The organism is Ignavibacteriales bacterium (genome assembly GCA_026390595.1).
GTDB lineage: Bacteria > Bacteroidota > Ignavibacteria > UBA10030 > UBA10030 > UBA9647.
The window spans coordinates 110,249-130,549 of record JAPLFQ010000005.1 but is presented as its reverse complement, the minus strand read 5'-3'; the positions used below and the strand labels follow the sequence as shown (position 1 = coordinate 130,549).

Here is a 20,301-nt window from a genome sequence, read left to right as displayed (position 1 = left end):
GGAAATTCCCAGGCGTTTTCTTCCGCTGTAAGCATTAGAATCAAGCATCGACATTCTCGCCTGGAGACGAAATGGCCGCATCGTCGGGGCGCGGCATGCCGTGCTCCGACCGTGCAGGCTCACCCAGGTGCAGTCTTCCCACAAGAGATTTCATAGTTTTGAAAATTTGTGGGATTTGCGTATATTTGAGTGAAGTCGTTGCGGGTGTAACTCAGTTGGTAGAGTGTCAGCTTCTTCGAAAATTACCCACGAACGAGTTGTGTGAGTGGCTGTAATTTTCAGAATCCCGACTTCCTGAGCGACGTTGAGCGAGTGCGTGCTTTCCAGCACGAGTCGAAGCGGAGTCGAAGGATCGTCGGGACCAAGCAGTAACCATTGCGTCACCCGCTCCCAAAACACACCGGGTTTGCGTTTCTTGCTAACCCTGATGTGTTTTGAGGATCCTGAGCGAGCACAGACGTTTTGTGTCGGTGCGAGACGAAGGATCTTCACACGCACAGGAGCCACCCGACAACCTTTCAGATCCCGCAGCCATGATCACACCTGAATGCGGGATTCTCAAAATGACGATGGGGTTAGCTTCTCTGTTTGAATCGTGGAGCTAACCCCAGTCATTTTGGAAGTTCGAACCTCGTCACCCGCTCCCAAAACACACAGGGTTAGCGTTTCTTGCTAACCCTGATGTGTTTTGAGGATCCTGAGCGAGCACCGACGCTTTGTCGGTGCGAGACGAAAGATCTTCACACGCACAGGAGCCACCCGATAACCTTTCAGATCCCGCAGCCATGATCACACCTAAGTGCGGGATTCTCAAAATCGCCTCGCCCCAACACTCCATCATTCCATTACCCGGCCATCCTTCTTCCCCAGCGTTCTCTTTACCTCCTTGCCCTACCAAGTAACTCCTTTCTTACCTATCTTTGCTCTGGTCGATCCCTCGGAAAGAATAATGTCCCCGCCCTCGACAAAATACGGAGGATGCCCATGTCCCGATTCCATTTGAATTGCTGTGTCCTTGCACTGCTCGTTTCTCTTAGCGGAGCTCAGGCCCAAATGAAGACCCCGGCCCCCACGCCCGACACGTACAACAAAGTCCGACAGCTTTTCCAAAATCCGCCGTCTGAGTTCAGAAGCGCGCCACTCTGGGTCTGGAACGACCAGATATCGCGGGGAGAGATCGATGAACAGCTCACCAACTTCAAAGCACGAGGCATCGGCGGCGTCTTCATCCATCCGAGGCCGGGACTCATTACCGAATATCTGTCGGATGAATGGTTCGCCCTCTGCCGTCATGCAGTCGACAAGGGGAAAAAACTTGGAATGAAGATCTGGATCTACGATGAAAACTCCTACCCGTCGGGATTCGCTGGAGGACACGTTCCCGCACAGATGCCTGACGCCGTGCGGAAGGGTCTGAGCATGAACCACGTCACCCGGCTTCCGTCAACGTGGACAGCCGAGCCGTACCTCGTCCTTCAGAAATCCGGATCGGCATTTATCGATATTTCGAAGGATCTGAAATCGAAAATCTTTGGCGCAGGAGACTATTACATCTTCACGGTCGTTTCGCAGGCGCCGAATCCGTGGTACGGCGGATTCACCTATGTCGATGTAATGCGGCGGGAGGTAACGGAGAAGTTCATCGACGTCACCATGAACGCCTACAAGCGATCATTGGGGAAGGAATTTGGCAAAACCGTTCCCGGCGTCTTTCAGGATGAGGCCGAAATCAGTCCGGCAGGCGTTCCCGGTATGCCGTCGGTCAATTATACACCGGCCCTGTTTGAGGCGTTCGAATCGAAATGGAAGTACGACCTCCGCCTGAATCTCCCTTCGCTCTATGAGGATGTCGGTGACTGGCGGCGCGTCCGGCACAATTTCTATTCGACTATACTCAACCTTTTCATCAACGGCTGGGCTAAACCGTACTTCGATTACTGCACAAAGAACAACCTCGCGTTCACCGGTCACTACTGGGAACATGAATGGCCCCGCCCAGTCGTGAATCCGGATAATCTGGCATTTGCCGCGTATTCCCACATGCCGGGAATCGACATCCTGATGAACGAGTTCCGCATGGATACACACGCCCAGTTCGGCAACGCCAGGGCGGTCAGGGAGATCCGTAGCTCGGCAAACCAGACAGGGATGCTTCGGACAATGTCAGAGACGTTCGGTGCAGGCGGATGGGATATGACGTTCTTCGATCAAAAGCGAATCGCCGACTGGGAATATGTGCTCGGCGTGAACTTCATCAATCAACACCTTTCCTACATGACCATCAAGGGAGCCCGCAAGACCGACCACCCCCTTTCGTTCTCGTACCATGAGCCGTGGTGGAGCAACTACAACGTTCTGGCAGACTATTACGGCCGGCTCTCCGTCGCGACATCACTCGGAGCACAGCAGAACAGCATCCTTGTCATCGAGCCAACAACAACTGCCTGGATGCATTATGCCGCGAAGGGGGGCCGGGGACGATTTGAAGACATTGAAAAGGGATTCCAGGGCTTCGTCAACAGCCTGGAAGCAGCGCAGATCGAATACGATCTTGGAAGTGAACAAACGATCCGTGAACTCGCGAACGTAGTGAAGGATCGCTTCATTCTTGGAAAGCGGGCGTACAATCTTGTCATCCTGCCTCCGACGCTGGAAAATCTCGATCACACAACCTTCAAATTGCTGGACGAGTTTCTTAACTCCGGAGGAAAGGTTCTGTGTTACGGGAATCCCCCCGCATTTCTCGATGGCGTGCAGTCGGACCTGATCGCGAAGTCGGCCCGGAGCCATCCGGAGAATTGGACAACGGTTTTGGATGCCGGGGATTGTTCGTCGATCGAACGGCTGTCGCCCTTGGGAATTTCATTCAACGTGACAGCTCCAACCGATCCATCGCAGCAGCTTCTGTTCCACCACAGGCGCACGTTCAAAGATTTCGAGCTGGTTCTTCTCGTCAACACCAGTGACAAAACTCCGGTGGCTGGGAGCATTACCCTTCAGGGGCGTTCGTGCGAAGAATGGGATGCTTTTGGAGGTGCCACGAAGCCATATCCATTCCAAGTCGAGAAAGGAACCGTGAAGGTTGAGTTTTCGATCCCCCGCGCCGGGAGCCTGCTTCTGTGCTTCCGCCCGACCGATGCGAAATCACCCGGCAGGGCAACAACCGAACGGACCACGATTTTGGCTCTATCCGGTTCCGAAATCAGGCGGCTTGCCAAGAATGTCCTGACGCTCGACTATTGCGATCTCACTTTGAATGGAAAGACGGGGAAGGATCTGTACTTTTATGATGCTCAGACAAAGGTGTTCCAGGCCCACGGTCTGTCGGTAAATCCCTGGGATCATGCAGTTCAGTACAAGAAGAATATCGTCGAAAAGAACACATTTGGGAAACAGACAGGGTTTGAGGCCTCGTTCTCGTTCTCGGTGCAGAGCGGCACCAGGTTGGAGGGACTCAATGCAGTGATCGAGCGGCCGGAGCTTTATCAGGTTTCAATTAACGGCGTCCGGATAGAGCCGGTGAAAAACAAATGGTGGCTCGATAAGGCGTTCGGGGTTTTCAATATCGAAATGAATGTGATTGAAGGGGAAAATCAGATTGTTCTGAAATCCTCGCCGTTCACAATTCACACCGAACTCCAGCCGGTCTTCATCCTCGGGGATTTTGCGCTCGAGGTGCGGGAGAAGGGATTCGCCATTGCTCCTGCTGTCCAGATGAAGCTTGGGAGCTGGGTTCAGCAGGGAATGCCGTTCTATGCAGAGAAGGTCGGGTACTCAAGAAAGATACGAGTCTCAGACAATGATCTAAGCGGTAGCAAGATTATGATTCGTCTCGGCATTTGGACCGGCGTTGTTGCGGAAGTTGAAGTGAACGGCAAGAAGGCGGGAGTAATCGCATTCGATCCGTTTGAGCTCGATGTCACAAAGCATCTGAAGCCTGGAATCAACGATGTATCGGTGATAGTATGCGGTTCGCTGAAGAACACACTCGGTCCGCATCACAACGATCCACAGCTCGGTCGTGCCTGGCCGGGAGCATTTCAGCAAGGGGCAAAAGACGGACATCCCGCCGGCTCAAGATACAGCGTTGTGGGATATGGGCTGATGGAGGATTTTAAGGTGGAAGCACAAAGAGAATAGCGTACCCGTCTGCCACGATGGTACAGACTTTCACTAATAATGATCTGGGGCGAGTCTCGTGCTTCATCTGCATTTTCCGCGTGCTAATCCGAGGAGGTTGAAAAGATATGGATATCCAATTCTTCAGCAACCGACAACGGCCAGTAATAACCCTGTTGTTCGTGGCGCTAATGCTTGGGGGCGCCCCTGAGAATTTTTCAGCCGGACAGGTTAATCCTGAAGTACAAACAGATCCCCGTTCAATAGAATCGCTTCTTAAGGCGTTCTACGAATCTCTTTCCTTCCCCGAGGGGAAATCGCCGGACTGGGACCGTTGGCGGAGCCTCTTCGCCTCTGCGATCAGCCCCTGCATCCGGATCGCCGGCGACAGCGTGATGCAAATAGACAGAGAACGTTTCATCGCGTTCTTCGGGGGGAGAATCAAGAATGGGACGCTCAGAAGTTTCCGCGAAAAGGAAATCGGGAGAACCGGGGAATACTATGGAAGGCTGGCGCAGATTTTCAGCGCCTATCAAAAAGAGATGAACCTGGCCGATGGAGGGAAACCAATCCGCGGGATTAACAGCTTTCACCTCCTTTTCAAGGACAACCGGTGGTGGATCACGTCGGTGACGTGGCAGGACGAGTCCCCCGACAATGTGATTCCGGAGAAATACCTGAAGCAACCCTGACAGAATGATCTGCATGGTGTTGCGCGCTGTTGTTGTCGACGTTGAATTCAACGTCGACACATGGACGCAGGGTGCGTGGCATCTACCCGGATCTTGCTTGCCAAACCTGTTGTCCCTTCTCCGATTTCTTCCTATCGTGAGTGGTAGAAACCACCTCGTCGCGCGAACAAAACAATGGGTTTATGCAAGATCTGGGAATCGAATCGATACTCCGTGTGTTGCCGGGCATCATACTTGGGCTGACGTTCCATGAATATGCCCACACGCTTGTCGCGCTCCGGTTAGGCGACGATACTGCGCAGCAAGCCGGGAGGCTGACCCTCAATCCGCTGAAGCATATTGACCCGATAGGATTCATTTTTCTTCTCGTGGCAGGATTCGGTTGGGCCAAGCCTGTGCTTATCGATCCCAGCAAACTCCGCCATCCACGGAGGGACGATATACTCATCGCCCTGGCTGGGCCGGTTTCCAATCTTCTCTTCGCTGTGTTTATTGCTCTTCTCCTGAAGATGACGCTATCGCTTTTCCCGTACGCTGGAGAGCCCCTCTACCAGGAAATCCTGACCGTAGGCATTGCAGCTCTCTATGTAAATCTGGGGTTGTTCATTTTCAATCTTCTCCCGCTCCCCCCACTCGATGGATCTCACCTCATTGTGAACCTCATCCCGGCGAAAAGCCTGGCTATGGCTCAAATCTTCTTCAAGTATGGGGCGTATGTGTTTCTCGCGATTATCGTGCTCGAACGCGTCGCGCACATCAACCTCCTGCCCATTGGCATTCTCGTTGACTTCATCGCGAAGCGGATGTTCGGCCTTCTGGGTTTGTTCCAGAGCTGACCAAACATACATCGAAAAGATTTGCCACGGATGACACAGAAACACAACGGATCGTCACGGAGGTCTATTCCGTGTAAATCCGTACCATCCGTGCCTTTCCGTGGTGATCTTTTCCCGAGGCGAGCTCGAACGGTTTTTCATTCACCGGAATTCGTTCAATACTCGAAATAGCGAAGAACGAATCATGGACTGAAAGGTCACGAAGGCCCGAAGAATGCTTGCTAAGAGACGGCCAAAATCGGTATCTTGTAGTTGCCACGCCCCGGGATGGAGGATTGTGCGGTGAATGATCAGTGGTAACCGAACATCTGCCTTACAAAATCGGAGCTCCCATGAAACGAATTCTTACTCTCGCGTGTGTCCTTTCTTTTGCTGTGACCTCTCTGTTTTCTCAGGCGTCAACCCTCGATGGAGTGTGGAATCTGATGCGAGACAGGGGGACGTATCTCGACTATTTCCGGTCGCTCGCGGTCGAGTTCTCTACCAAGAACAACGAGCTGTCAATCAAGCGATCATTCGGACCGAAGAGACCACACCAGGACCAGATGGTACTCAAGACGGGCGGAACAGTGAACGAAGTGAAAATCACCGATCCGACAATTCCGACAGCGCTCTTCCAGGCTCTGCAATATCAGGTGGGAAAGACAAAGAAAGTCACCGCCGAACTGAAGAACGGAAACGCCATCATCATAACGGAACAGTATGATGCGCTGGGCTCGCAGGGATCGAAACCAGCCAACGTCCGGTACGTGTACGAGTTGACGGGCGACAAGAACATCATGACGTGCCGGATTGAACGCAACTCCCGAACGGGAGATGACGCAATAACGTTCTGGTTCAAGAAGGCCGGTTACAACAACGCGTATGTTTACCAGATGGCCGATGACTGGGACATTTTCTCGAAGCTTCCTGAACAGGCCTGCCTCATCTCCATCCAGGGCATTGTCAATGAAAACAAACCGAACCTCTACTTCCTCTACGGTCCGCAGTTTCCATTCAACTACACCGAAGAGCTCTACACCTATCTCGAAAAAAAGCGCAACTTCACATTTACCAGACTCGGTTCGCTGGAACAGACCATCAACGTCTTCAAAGATTCGTTCAAGGGGTATATCGTCTGGGATAAGAAGGAGCGGACCTCACTGATCGTTGCCTACACGCTCGCGGGACTGGAAAAAGGGATCGTCATTACAGAGGAACTGATCCCGCTTGCGAAGAAGTACGGCCTGAAAGAGATTGATGATTTCCGAGGCAGGTTCAGCGGCTGGTCGGATTTCAAGATCTACACGTGGGCGAAAGAAAAATACTGGAGCCGCTGCAACAAGGAGCTCATCATCTGGCTCGGCGGTCCGCATGGCACGACGGTGATGCCGAACGTTGCCGACTACGGCATGATGGAGAAAGTGTTCTTCAACGACCTTTCCGCCCGGGCGACGGATACGCTGGAGTACGGACTGACGCAACAGCTTCTTTCGGAGATCAAGCCCCTGGGACGGGTGATGGGGTGGCACTCATACAAGAAAGATATGGAAGAGGAATGGGTCACCGTAACGTCGTCGCATGCGCTCACCGTTGACGGCCTGAACAGTCTGCCAAACACAAGTTTTCTCTACAAGGTCCCCGCATCACCGGGATTCAAATACACCAATCACCACAACATCAAACCGGGGGTGAAGTACGTGCCGGAGAAGAAGACGTATATCGGCCTGGTCCAGACGGATGGCCTGGGGCTTGGTGCCTGGGTCCGGCCGGGAAGAGGATCGATCCCCTTCGCGTGGGAAGTGTGCCCGAACTTCATCTGGCTCTCGCCTGCGATGATGGAATACTATTATACACAGGCAACGCCGAACGACTATTTCATAGGGGCCCTTTCGGGTTCGGGGTACATGTATCCGAAGGCGTTTCCGAAGCAATGGCTGCCGAAGGAAATCGAAAAAGCACACACGATGATGAAGGATCTCGACCTGAATGTGTACGAGATCATGGACTATTCCGGCGAGAAGACAGAAGCGGCGGAAAACAACCTGACGAAAGAGATCGTCGACGCGTACTACAAGGGAATGCCGGATGCGATCGGTTTCCTGAATGGGTACTACGCTTCCGAGACGTTTTCGGTGCGGAACAAGGTGCCGTTCGTGTCGTACGACTACTATCTCCCAGCGGATAAGCCGGAAGCGGAAGTTGCAGCGGACCTCAAGGAACTGGCGGTCATCAATTCCGATCGGCCGTACTTCATGTTGATACACGTGCGGGAGAACAGCGATGTGGCCAGGGTAAAATCGATCACTGACAGGCTTGGCAGTGGGTTCGAGATTGTTCCGCTGGACATCTTCCTGAAGATGGCCGGTGAGAATACAACGTTTAAGGAGCGGTATCTGGATAAGAAATAGCGCGGAAGAACGAAACGGCGGAACCCGTTGGGGCGGATAACTATCCGCCCTTGCAGTGCCCGCCGTTTCGTTTCCCGGCGCTCTACCGCTTCCGGTTGCGGAGAGCTTTCACTTAGTAACATCCCCACAATTTCCCGCCAATTCATCGATCGCCTTCATGAAAAAAAGAACACCCATCATCCTCTCTGCCCTGCTACTGTTCGCATTGAACGCGCATGGCCAGGTCAACAAGCCGTCGCGGCACACAAAGGTCAAACTGATATATTCATCCGATATCTATTTTCCCCCGGATGATCCTGATGACTATTTCGATTTGGCGACGCTGTTCGCCATGCCGGAGATTGAAGTTGCAGGCGTCATACTCGATCAACAACTGTACGACAGGCGCCCGAAGAGCGAGGGAACCGGCGTTGTTCCATTGCAGCAAATCTTTGAAATCTCGGGGCGTAGAGCACCCCACGCCATCGGCCTTCGCGCTGCGTTGAGAAGCATTGATGATAAGGGACTCGACCAACCCGACTCATGTCAGAAGGGAGTAGAAATGATACTGGACCTTCTGAGAAAGACGAAGGGAGAGGCCGTACTCCTGACGGTCGGGACGGAGCGTGACATCGCCGCGGCATTCAACCGGGATCCCGGACTCTTTCGCAAAAAGGTTTCGAGGATTTATCTGAACGCAGGGATCTATGGATTTCCGGAAGGGCGCATCGACGTAAACTTGCTCAAGGACCGGAACGCGTTCATTGCCATCATGAAATCCGGCTTGCCGGTCCACTGGGCTCCATGTTTTGGCGAAAACAACTACGAGACGTACTGGCAGGCAGATCAGGGAAAGGTCCTCGCATCCGCCACATGGAGAGTGCAGAACTATTTCCTCTACGCGTTTTCGAAAGGTACAGGGAAGATTGGACAGGCGGCGGGTCAGGTCATTGCTGACCCGCTCGAGTTCCTGAAGCGGCCGCTGGACCTTGAGGAACTGGGAAAAGTGTACCGCTCATCCCGCAACATGTGGTCTACCGCTTCAATCCTGGACGCCGCCGGTTTGAAGATTTACGCGAACAAGCAGGGCGAGTACACCGCCTCGCGCCGACCTGCCGGCAAGTTTACCCGGGAAGTCAAGCCGTATTCTTTCTGCAGGATCAAAGTGTTTATTGACGACCAGGGGCGCGTGCATCCCGCAAAGCCCGGCAACCTAGATGTCTTCGTCTTTCACAAGAACGATCCTGAGCAATATCGAAATTCATTGGAAAGCGTACTGAGGCAAAAGTTTGGAGGATTGTGAGGGCGGCCCCGCCAACCGAGAGAATTGAGATCAAGTTCTAAACCAAAAGAGAGCTCGACGATGCCGAAAGAACAACACTATACAAGAAAGATATCCGCGGAGGAGGCAAAAAAGGGATATATCTTCGTTCTGAAAGACAAGCTTTCATGCTTCCCGTCGACTGGAAAATCCTTCACCCTGTGTGAACAGGGGCAAGGGAAAAAGGTCATTGTGCAATCATATCACTGCACCTGCCGCGGTCCGGAGTTACCCCACGAACATTACTTCATTCGATGGGACGGTGTTCGGTTGGGCGAGAGAGTTACAATCACAAAGGACAAGAAGGTCGCTGAGAGGTACAACCTTACGTCAAAGAGGTAGCAGGGGGTAAATCCGAACGCTTGTGCGACCACCAATCATGCCGGCATGATGTGCGATCGATCCTGATGGATTTCCGGCTGAAAGCGTCTTTGGCCGAAGACGACCCCTGAAGAAGGACACGTTCCAGGCGGCAGCTTCCACAAAACCACATCACAATCGCAGACTATCACGACCATGGAAAGAGAAGCTGAAATCGTGTTGGCCGGCATCAAGCTCGCCTGCAAACACTGCAACCACGATCGGTTCAACATCCGCAATGCGTTGTTGAACACAAAAGCACTTACATTCTTCGAGTCTGATTGGCTCGCCAACAGCGCGGAGGTGTTTGTGTGTGCCCGTTGCGGTTTTCTCCATTGGGTCCTGCCGCCGGATCCGGGGGCGATTGAGAAGAAAGAGGGGTGAAGCGTGGCATGCTCTTTCCCTTCACACCCCGGGTGAAGAGAAGTGCGCCGCTACCCAGGAGAGCATCAGAGGCTCTCCAAAACCGATTGCCGAAGGATGAAGCTTGCGCCGGGGTGATACTCATTTGGGGACAACTTCTGCGACCCCACCGCGAGATACATCTTGTAACTTCGTCCAGAGTTTGTTAGGTTACAGTCGCTGCACCGGAACTCTCATCATCAACATCCGCGAAAGGTTACAGCATGGCCCAGACACTCAAGCCGAAACCAAAATCCAAGAAGACAAGCGCTCCGGTTTTGACAGCGATCACGGTTGTGACCAAAGTCGAAAAAGGATATCATGCAGGAAGCGTTCTCGTGACCACGAACCAACTGCATTTCAAGAATGGATTATTGGATAAAGTCGACCTCGAACGCCGATACGCAGTTGACGTGTCGTAAGCCGCTCTTGTGACGCTCGCAGCAATCGATTGAGAACGTCCCTCCGAATGGTGTTCAACACACAGGCTGGTTTTGTCAGCGATGTCGCAAGCAACGTCGCTCAGTAAGACACAGCCGCGAGATTTCACGCACCCCAATGAGAAATCCGGGCTCTGCCCAGTGAAACCTGGAAGAGGCCGGGCTTTTGGCGCGAGGGTGCGTTGTACCGTCCATAACCCAGGTAGCTCATTTGAATAGCAGCCTTTCAACATGCGTCCTCGGCAGCTCGAGCGCTGGGAATTCCACGCTCGTGTGGAATTCCGGGACGGCGATACTTGTCGATTGTGGTTTCAGTCCGGCGTATATCTCAAGCCAGTTGCAAAGGCTGGGACTGAGCATCCGGGACCTCGACGGAGTCTTTATTACCCACATCCACGGTGATCATGTGAATGAGTGGACCGTCAAGAAACTCGTTGATGAATATGTTCCAATCTACTGTCCTTCTGCAATCGAATCCCATCTTCAAAACAAGTATCGCGGAGTCGCGCGGGCTTCGCGCCAAAACCTTCTCAAGCCAATAAGGGATTCAGAAATCGAGTTGAATGGATTTGTTGTCCGCCCCTTCCAGGTGCCGCACGATTCAGACGGCGGGTGTTTCGGATACAGCATCGTCCATGGCGTTGACGGACGCAAGAAAAAGGTCAGCGTTACGACGGACATTGCCTTCCCAACTCAATCGGTCACGAATCACATCGCCGACTCCGACGTCATCGTCATTGAATCGAACTATGACGTGGAAATGCTCGAAAAGTCAGCCCGGCCGGATTGGCTGAAGCGCCGTATCCGCGAGGATGGGCACCTTTCCAACGACCAATGCGGTGAATCGCTGTTGCAGATCATGGATCAGTCACAGACCCTTCCCAAGAGCATCGCCCTGGCTCACATCAGTCAGGAATGCAATACGAACGCGCTTGCACTCGAATGCACGATCGCTGCGCTCGACGGGCAGGGCGTCAGCGGCATCAGCGTTTTTGAAACGCATCCCGACAGGCCGGGGTGCACGATCACGGTTTGAGCAGTCTTCCGGGGGCAAGCAGCGATTTGTCGGCGCGCGACAAACCAGAAAGCATCCCATGAAACCCTTTTCGCCTTTCCTCTCTAAATCTAAATACCTCAACGGCCTCCAATGCCAGAAGCTTCTCTGGTATTATTACAACGCCAAAGACCAGATCCCGTCGTTCGACGCGCAAACACAGGCGATATTCGATCAGGGACATCTTGTCGGCGACCTGGCGAAGCAGCTGTATCCTGGCGGAATCGAGATAGCCAAAGGTGAGCGCGACTTCGGGAAGATACTCGAACTGTCGAAGGAAGCTCTTCGCCAACGCAAGCCCTTGTTTGAACCAGCGTTCAAGTCGGGAAATGCGTACGCCCGTGCCGACATTCTAAACCCTCTCGGCAAGAACGATTGGGAAATCATCGAAGTAAAGAGCTCAACAGAAGTCAAAGATGTCAATCTGCACGATCTTGCCCTGCAGCGCTACGCGTATGAAGGAGCCGGACTTTCGATAACGAAATGCTTCATACTTCATATTAACAATGAGTATATCCGGCAAGGCGAAGTTGAGCCGAAGAAACTCTTCATGAAAACGGAAGTGACGAACGAGGTCGACGACCTGATGAGAGGTGTCCCTTCCAACCTGCGGACAATGGTCGATGTGATCCGCCAGAAACAACATCCAGAAATCAACATCGGTCCGCATTGCAGCGATCCCTACGGCTGTCCGCTTCAGGAGCTGTGTTGGAAATTCCTGCCGGAACATAATCCGCTTACGCTCTACTACTTCAAGAAGGAAAAGGCCTTTGAGTTGATCCACGACGGCCATCTTGATATTCTTGAACTGCCGTCGTCGGTAACGCTTGGCGACAAACAGCAAATCCAGGTGGAAGCGTTGCGGACCCGGGAACCGCACATCGACAAAGAAGGGATAAGCGATTTTCTGGAACAGCTCGTATATCCGCTTTGCTATCTGGACTTTGAAACGTTTGGAACTGCGGTGCCGCTCTACGACGACGTCCGGCCGTACGAACACATCCCGTTTCAGTTTTCCCTGCACATCGTCGACTCGGATGGGAAGAAACCAAGGCATGAGAGCTTTCTTGCCGGCGGCGCGGAAGATCCAAGGCCGGAAATCCTGAAGATGCTTAAGAAGCTGCTGGGGGCGAAGGGGTCGATTGTGGCATATAACGCACCGTTCGAGAAGGACAAACTGAAGAAAGCATGTGACGTCTTTGCGGAGTACGAGAAATGGTATCAGTCGATAGAACGGCGTTTTGTGGATTTGCTTACACCGTTCAAATCATTCCATTATTATCACCCCGATCAGGGCGGCAGCGCGTCGATGAAGGCGGTGCTGCCGGCGTTGACGGGGAAGAGCTATGCGGGGTTGGAGATAGCGGAAGGGAGCACGGCGAGCAATGAATATGTGCGGGTGACATACGGCGATGTCGATGAAAAGGATCGCCAGAAGGTGAGGGACCAGCTCGAAAAGTACTGCGCGCTGGATACGGAGGGAATGATTTGGATCGTGGATGAGCTGCAGAACCTTGCGCGGTGAGATCATCAATCGCACAGGGGCTGTTTGGGCGCTGCGAATATTCGATCTCGAAGGCCAAAAGCTCAAAAATCGGTCTGAGAGATGGACGAACAAAGCTCCAACAACAGAAGACCCCCGAATTACCCTGGTATAGGCGGATGAGCAAAGGTTGACTCCCTCCAATGGAGTGGGTACATTGAAGCGTGGGTTTTCAGGCGAAATGACAGACAACAGCAATCCGGAACCAAAGTTAAGCTGCCAAACTTCGCAGTCCACAGAACAGTCGCAAATACCGGTGCCGTTGCTTCAAACGATCACGTTGCACATTCTCTTCAGGACACACCATGAGACAAAGACTCTGGATCATGCTCGGTCTGCTGATTCTGGGCACGCTCTTCATCTCTCTCCCCCTGCTGGGGCAAGCCACAAAGCCCGACTTCGTGCTGAGCGGCAAATACGATGGGGGGAAGGTGTATCTCAAATGGACGGGGCTTCCGGGGGATTCTGTCCGGATGAATTACATCTACCGCGGAATCAGCGGCACAATGACGCCGGTTGTGAGACTCGACTCCACAACGAAATTCGAATTCGTGGACCAATCGCCCCCGAAGGTCGCCCTCCCGCTCACGTACTCTGTCGGCGCGCTCATGAAGAACGGCACGTTCCGTTCGAGCAATACCGTCGAGGTACGTCCGGTTGAGAGCGTCATCATCACATCGATTCCCAGAGAAACCGGAGCGATCAACACGCCATATACATATCAGGTTATCGCAGTGTCGACAGACGCGGGCGCAACGCTGCAATACGCGCTCTCAGCGAAGCCTGAGCGAATGACGATCGATTCCGCCCGCGGACTTATTCAATGGACACCGACACAACGGGGTTTCTTCAAAACCTCTGTGGTTGTTACTTCGTCCAAAGGGGCGCGCGCCGAGCAAACGTTTACCATCACCATCAGCGGTCCAGCCGGGACGGTGAGCGGTCTCATCACGGATCTGCTCGGGAAGCCGGTCGCAAACGTGGCGGTTCTTCTGATGCCAAGAACCGCAGCACTGACACCACAGTACAAAGGATATACCGATCCGCTTGGAAAATACATGGTTGCCGGTGTTGATTCCGGCACCTACTTCGCGCGCGCCATACCGACCTCAGGCAACTTCATGGAGCAGTGGTTCGACGGTGTCACAGTGCAGGAACGCGCAACACCGATTCTTGTGAAACCGAATATCACGTCGACGGTCAATTTCGTGCTGGGCGCGAAAAATGACGTCGTTCAGATTACTTCAAGACCCCTTGAATCAGCGGCGCCAAACGTTCCCTACTCCTACCAGGTAACAGCGACTTCATCAGATCCAGCCGCCATGCTGAAGTATCAACTAAGCGTCAGGCCGGACGGCATGAACATCGACTCCGTGAGGGGGCTCATCTCATGGCTTCCCGCGGCAAAGGGGAGCTTCAAAGTAGCGATCGTTGTCGTTTCATCGAAAGGGGGACGCGCGGAACAATCCTTTGGAATCACGGTCAGTGGACCCGGCGGCTCGGTTGCAGGGAGTGTAAGAGACACACTGAACAAACCGGTTGCCGGAGTGTACATCCAGTTGTATCAGGCAAACGGGACTCAGGCGTCCGATCTCAAGATCATCTCCGATGCGGCCGGCGCCTTTATTTTCGCGCGAGTGGACTCCGGGAAGTACTTTGCCAGGGCAATCCCGACGAGAGGAGATTTCGGCGAACAATGGTACAACGGCGCGCTGACGCTCGACAAAGCAACGCCCGTCGTTGTTCTGCCAAACACAGTGACGACCGTGAATTTCACTCTGAAGGTAAAAGCGATCCCGCCGCAATTTTCGGTGAGCGGAACAGCCCTTGACGAGACGAAGAAAGTGATGCGCGAAGCGACAGTGGTGTTCACGTCGACCATGCTGACGACCGTCAACCCGACCAGCAGCATCATAAGTCCTGAAGCCGTTTACAAAGTGCGCGCCGACTCAACGGGCAAGTACGCCATCAAGCTTCCTCAGAGCACGTATACCGTGATGGCAACGGCGCCCGGATTTGTCACGATGTTTTTCGACGGCAAGCCCGATGTGTTGACCGCCACTCCTCTCAAACTCAGCCGGGATACTTCTGGTATCAATTTCACACTGAAATCCATCAGTTCGATTGCGACAGGGAAGATCAGCGGGAGTGTCATAGACTCAGCCACCAAAGCCGGACTCCGTTCCAAGGTCATTGCCTATCGCGTTCAAGGGGCAAAGATCTATTTGGATGGACTAGGAGTGTATCCCGCCGAGGCGGATTCAACAGGGAAGTACACCATCGCCAATTTGCTGCCGGGGGACTACATCGTTCTTGCCCTGCCGTTGGGACCGTACGCACCGACGTACTACAGCCTGAACGGATCAACCACGAATTGGGAACGAGCCACAAAAATCGGCATCAACGGCAACTCTGTCACGGGTATCACAATCAGCGCGAAGCCGTTGGTGAGAAGGGTCCCGGGATACAATTCCATTTCCGGCTTGGTTTCAATAAGCGGAATGCCCGGGGATGGGGTGCAATCGGGCAATGCGGCAGGAGCAATTGTGTATGCCCTTCTAAACCCGGATGATGTTGCGGGATTTGGCATCACGGACGAAACGGGGAAGTTCTTCATCGAAGAACTGGCACCGGGTTCGTACACGTTGGTGGTGGACAAAGTGAATTTTGTTTCGGGCGCTTCAGCGAAAGCAAATTCGGTTTTCAATACCGTTGTCGGTGAAGCCTCTCCCTCTGCGACAGCATCCTTAACGCTGTCGCCCTTATTGCTGACGGCCGTTGAGGAGAAAACAAGCCACCCGGAAGAATTCGTCCTGGAGCAGAATTATCCCAACCCGTTCAATCCGTCGACAGCTATTAAATATCAGCTCGCAGCAAGCAGCTTCGTGACCCTCAGAGTTTATGACATGCTCGGCCGCGACGTTGCCACAGTTATCAACAGAATGGAAACATCGGGAATCCACACCGCGATGTGGGATGGGAAGGACGATCGCGGAGAATCGGTCGCATCCGGGATCTATTTGTATCAGCTTCGGGTTGGGCATTCGGTGATGACGAGAAAGATGCTTCTTCTCAGATAAGACCGGATGTTGCGATCGCGCCCAACGACGATTCATGAATACGTCGATCTGGCGTGTTTTCTGATCGGGTACATAAAAATCCCCTTTGTCCAAAGGGGATTTTTTGTTTTCGGATGGCCACGCGAACGATGGCCGCCAATACAATTAACGTTCTTTGAGAGGGGTGCAACGAGGTCAACAGCCTGCTACTGAACCTTCGCACCCTCCGTGACGGCATTCTTCACAAATTCATCTCCTGGCGGCGCCTCGCCGAGCGTGAGTGCTTTGTAAAACGCGTTCATCAGCTGCGTTGTGATTGCAGCCCCGGCAATATTCATTTGCGCATCAGGCTCCGATGATGCCACAAAAACAAATATGAGCGTTACCCTCCCTTTCAAAGAATCGGCAATTGCATAGTTTGTTCCATCAAGTGCTTTGAGTGGGATGGCAGGCACCTGCTTTCCCAGAAGCGTATAAAACTTGTCTTCGCTGCTGCCAAAACTGATGAGCGCTTTGGGCTTCTTTGCTTCATTGTCGCGTCCGAGATCAGTTTGCCATGGACTGGATTTGTCAACCGTAATAGCCTCCTTGCCGTCCAGATTGAGCAAAACCTCTTCTACGACCTTCGAGAAGAGCCGTGGGTCGATCATCATCGCCTGGTTGATGGCCCGGATAGTTCCTTTCCTGTCGACAAGGAGCATGCTGAAGGGGTTGGCGTTCAATTCCAGAAGTGAATCGGCACAGGTGAAGAACTTCTTACCGGTCGTGCTCTTGCCGTTCAGCGCGATGTCGAACATGCTCTGTTCCTTTAGCTTCTTGTACGTAGGATCGGCGATCACGGGGAAGAGGAGTTCGATTTTCATCTTCTCTTTGAAAACCTCTTTCAGCACGTTGTTCGCGGTTGCCAGATCCTCTGACTGAGCGATGCCGAGCACGTTGAGCTTCGGAATAGGATTGCTGCTGAAGCGTTCGACCGATTGCGCTGGCAGCAGTGATGAGAGGCAGCAAATCAGACAGGTAATGCACATGAAACGTGATTTCATGGGAAGATCTCCTTTCGGTAATGTGACGAAGGGCTCAATTCCGGGCTTCAGGATGATTGTGAATATTCGATGGAGCGCGCGGTGCGAGGTTGGATACACTGTAAACTTAGTTCAACGTCAGGTCATAATCAACCGAACGGGGCCCGGGGGGCTGCGCCAAGGTGCACACTTTGGCCGGAAGGTTCCCGTGTCTTCAGACGGAGAGGAGGGACGAGAATAGAGAAGCACCACGATCAGTAAAAATTGATTATTTTGTCATTCAGAAGCTCAGATGTGTTGCCCCGAGGGTTCGTTCTCGAATAGACACCAAACACAGAGCTCTTGCAGCGGCGATCAATCGTACATCAAAGGCGCTCTTCCATAAGACACGATGGACACAGGACAAGCGACCAAAGACCAGCCGAACAATCCTCTCCACGGCAAAACACTGGAGATGATCCTGCATCATCTGGTTGATCAATACGGCTGGAAAGAACTGGGACTGAGAATCAAGATCCGATGCTTCATTGAAAATCCGAGCATCCGGTCAAGCCTGAAGTTTCTTCGCAAGACACCATGGGCGAGAAAAAAGGTTGAGAGCCTCTATCTTGAGAGCATTGAGAAGTGATTCTCTTCCAACATGTTGACAGTCGTGCTGAGCGGGTGAGCAATGATTCCATCGCCACCCCCATCACGCCCTCCTGAGCATTGTCAAGTCTCCATTTCGCCAATCGAAAATTGGTCGGGACACGGCAAGCCGTGCCCCGACCGAACCTACAAAAGCAATTATTCCACCACGATCTCATCAACAAATAGCCACGCCTTATCTCCGGCGCCGGAATGCCACGATGGGCACACACCGACGTTCTTCGCAGTAACCCTCACAAATCTTGCCGACGCGTTCCTAACGGCCCGGGAATAATCTTCCACACGAACACTCTCTGTTTGTTTCACCGCATTGCTTTGGGCCCCCAGCGTTTTCCAGTTAGTTCCATCCTCAGATACAAGAAAAGTAACCTCCGTTGGTAAGAAAATCCACGAGCCCTGTTGCTGCAAGAAACCAATTGTGATCTTGTGAACGGGCTTTGATGTTCCGAGGTCAAGCGTCGCAACCACATCGTCTCCGCTGAACCCCAGCCATGCCTTGTCCTGAAAATCGATTGAACCGCGACGACCGTCAATAATCGTTGAATCACCCCGGCCCGGGTACTTTGCGTTGCACGGTTTGTCGAAGACCACCGATCGTACCTTTAAACACTTTGTGAACCGCGCTTCGGTGGACTCGACGGCCGGTTCATCGCCGATGGAGGCAGCGGCTCTGACCAGAGTGGAACGGGTCAGCCTGATTGGTCCCGCGTAGCGCGGCGATTGCAGCGTCGGTTCGCTGCCGTCGAGCGTATAGAAAATCGATGAGTTCTTCGCGTCGGACAAGAGCCGAACGCGGAGATCGCGCTCAAAGGTGCCGCCGTTGGGCTCGATAACCACCGACGGGGGTGATTTGTACAGGGCAAAAGCGGAGAGGGTCGGATTTGTACGTGATGAGTCGATTACGAGTCTCACGTTGCGGGACGTCACAGCGGGAAAACGGAGCAGTCGCTTGTAGCCAACCGTCGTTCCCCCCGCAATCGTCTTCCAGGCTTTGTCGGTCCAGGCATCAAGACGGAAAGACTCTATCCTCTGTCCGACAGCGATGTTCTCCTGCAGCATCAATCGATCGAACGTTTGTTCTTCCGGAAATCGGAATTCAAGCGTCGCGGATTCAACACCATCATCAGTAGTCCAGTAACCTGTCGGATGATGGTCAATGATTGCGGCAGCTTTGTGTCCGAGCTTTTCATTAGAAGCGATGATCGTTGCGCCAGCCGCAAGGTTGGATTTGAAAGTCTGATCGAGAATCTTGCGCATTCCCTGAAGGCTCTTGATATCGTGCTCCGTGATCCGCCCGCGCTTGTCAGGAGGAATATTGAGGAGGAGAACTGAATTGCGTCCGACGGAGCTGTAGAAAATGTCCACCAGCTTCGCGGGGGATTTGACCAGGTTGTCCTGGTTTGAGTGATAGAACCAACCGGGACGAATTGAAACATCTGTTTCAGAAGGATACCAGACCAACGCGGATGCGTTCTTGATTTTCTGCCTCCCTCCGAGGTCATCATCCATCAGATCCCGCGGCGTGAAAGCCCCGTCAACGGGAAACTGCTGTGAAGAAGCAGCGATAGATTCCAGGTTCTGTGTGATGTTCGGAACGACGCTCCACTCGGTTTCCCTCCCGTACCCCGATTCAGTGCCGACCCACCGAACGTCGGGTCCCATAATGGCGATGACTGCATTCGGCGCCAGGTCGCGGATCACCTTGTAATATGAAGACCAGTCGTAGATCTGCTTTTTCCCGTTCGGTCCCTCGGCGTTTGCGCCGTCGAACCAGACTTCAGAAATTTCACCATAGCTCGTGAGGAGCTCGCGCAGTTGATTGCGGAAATACTCGTTGTAGCGAAGAGAATCTCCGAATGTCGGCTCGTGCCGGTCCCACGGGGAGAGATACACACCAAATTTGAGCCCCACTTCTTTGCAGGCAAGAGCAACCTCACCCACAACGTCTCCTTTGCCGCCTTTCCACGGGCTGGTTTTGACGCTGTGAAGCGTGTACTTGCTCTGCCAAAGGCAAAAACCGTCGTGATGCTTTGCGGTGATGATGAGCAGTTTCATCCCGGCGTCTTTGATTACTGTAACCCATTGCCGTGCGTCGAAATCGCCCGGATTGAAAACGGAAGGGCTTTCGGTTCCTTTTCCCCACTCCTGATCCATGAAGGTGTTCATACCGAAGTGGGCGAAGGCAATGAATTCCTGTTGCTGCCACGCCAGTTGGCGTGGAGAGGGGGTGACGTTGGCGGCCTTGCGTACGATACCCGGAAGGGATTCGCCGGATTTGATGATGGCGAAGTTCCTTTCCTGCCGGCTGAGGGTGGTGGATACAAACAGTACAGTTATAGCCAGTAGTATATGGACTCGCATAGAAAAGGTTATCATCAGAGTGTTCATTCCCCGGGATGGCACATTGATGCCACAGATGGTGCGTGATTTACACGG

13 protein-coding genes are annotated in these 20,301 nt (G+C 53.1%); 11 read left to right on the top strand and 2 right to left on the bottom strand.

The window, feature by feature from the left end; translation table 11 throughout:
• The first annotated feature begins 984 nt into the window (after positions 1 to 984).
• From NTU47_01240 to NTU47_01195, 10 genes are all read left to right on the top strand, one after another.
• Complete coding sequence (locus NTU47_01240) at positions 985 to 4,140, top strand: glycosyl hydrolase (protein ID MCX6132410.1); 3,156 nt, start codon at positions 985 to 987, stop codon at positions 4,138 to 4,140.
• A gap of 107 nt (positions 4,141 to 4,247) precedes the next feature.
• On the top strand, positions 4,248 to 4,811 hold the full coding sequence (locus NTU47_01235; GenBank protein ID MCX6132409.1) for a hypothetical protein: 564 nt from the start codon (positions 4,248 to 4,250) through the stop codon (positions 4,809 to 4,811).
• Between the two features lie 182 nt (positions 4,812 to 4,993).
• Positions 4,994 to 5,647, top strand: a complete 654-nt coding sequence (locus NTU47_01230; protein ID MCX6132408.1) for a site-2 protease family protein — start codon at positions 4,994 to 4,996, stop codon at positions 5,645 to 5,647.
• 332 nt (positions 5,648 to 5,979) lie between these two features.
• Complete coding sequence (locus tag NTU47_01225) at positions 5,980 to 8,037, top strand: GxGYxYP family putative glycoside hydrolase (protein MCX6132407.1); 2,058 nt, start codon at positions 5,980 to 5,982, stop codon at positions 8,035 to 8,037.
• Between the two features lie 157 nt (positions 8,038 to 8,194).
• On the top strand, positions 8,195 to 9,319 hold the full coding sequence (locus tag NTU47_01220) for a hypothetical protein (protein MCX6132406.1): 1,125 nt from the start codon (positions 8,195 to 8,197) through the stop codon (positions 9,317 to 9,319).
• A gap of 534 nt (positions 9,320 to 9,853) precedes the next feature.
• Positions 9,854 to 10,081: a hypothetical protein gene (locus tag NTU47_01215; protein ID MCX6132405.1), complete on the top strand. Its 228-nt coding sequence runs from the start codon at positions 9,854 to 9,856 to the stop codon at positions 10,079 to 10,081.
• Between the two features lie 242 nt (positions 10,082 to 10,323).
• A complete protein-coding gene (locus NTU47_01210; GenBank protein ID MCX6132404.1) occupies positions 10,324 to 10,521 on the top strand; it encodes a hypothetical protein in 198 nt (65 codons plus the stop codon).
• 229 nt (positions 10,522 to 10,750) lie between these two features.
• Positions 10,751 to 11,575, top strand: coding sequence for an MBL fold metallo-hydrolase (locus tag NTU47_01205; protein ID MCX6132403.1), 825 nt, complete (start codon positions 10,751 to 10,753; stop codon positions 11,573 to 11,575).
• A 58-nt stretch (positions 11,576 to 11,633) separates the two neighbouring features.
• Positions 11,634 to 13,118: a DUF2779 domain-containing protein gene (locus NTU47_01200; GenBank protein ID MCX6132402.1), complete on the top strand. Its 1,485-nt coding sequence runs from the start codon at positions 11,634 to 11,636 to the stop codon at positions 13,116 to 13,118.
• 323 nt (positions 13,119 to 13,441) lie between these two features.
• Positions 13,442 to 16,216 (top strand): putative Ig domain-containing protein, encoded by a 2,775-nt coding sequence (locus tag NTU47_01195; protein ID MCX6132401.1) that lies wholly within the window; start codon positions 13,442 to 13,444, stop codon positions 16,214 to 16,216.
• Between the two features lie 185 nt (positions 16,217 to 16,401).
• On the opposite strand, the gene NTU47_01190 is transcribed toward NTU47_01195, so the two are convergent.
• Positions 16,402 to 17,238: a hypothetical protein gene (locus NTU47_01190; GenBank protein MCX6132400.1), complete on the bottom strand. Its 837-nt coding sequence runs from the start codon at positions 17,236 to 17,238 to the stop codon at positions 16,402 to 16,404.
• Between the two features lie 370 nt (positions 17,239 to 17,608).
• Between NTU47_01190 and NTU47_01185 the strand changes: the two genes are divergently transcribed.
• Positions 17,609 to 17,845 carry a VF530 family protein gene (locus NTU47_01185; GenBank protein ID MCX6132399.1) on the top strand — a complete coding sequence of 79 codons (237 nt, stop codon included), beginning with the start codon at positions 17,609 to 17,611 and terminating at the stop codon, positions 17,843 to 17,845.
• A 158-nt stretch (positions 17,846 to 18,003) separates the two neighbouring features.
• On the opposite strand, the gene NTU47_01180 is transcribed toward NTU47_01185, so the two are convergent.
• On the bottom strand, positions 18,004 to 20,226 hold the full coding sequence (locus NTU47_01180; protein MCX6132398.1) for an alpha-L-fucosidase: 2,223 nt from the start codon (positions 20,224 to 20,226) through the stop codon (positions 18,004 to 18,006).
• Positions 20,227 to 20,301: the final 75 nt, after the last annotated feature.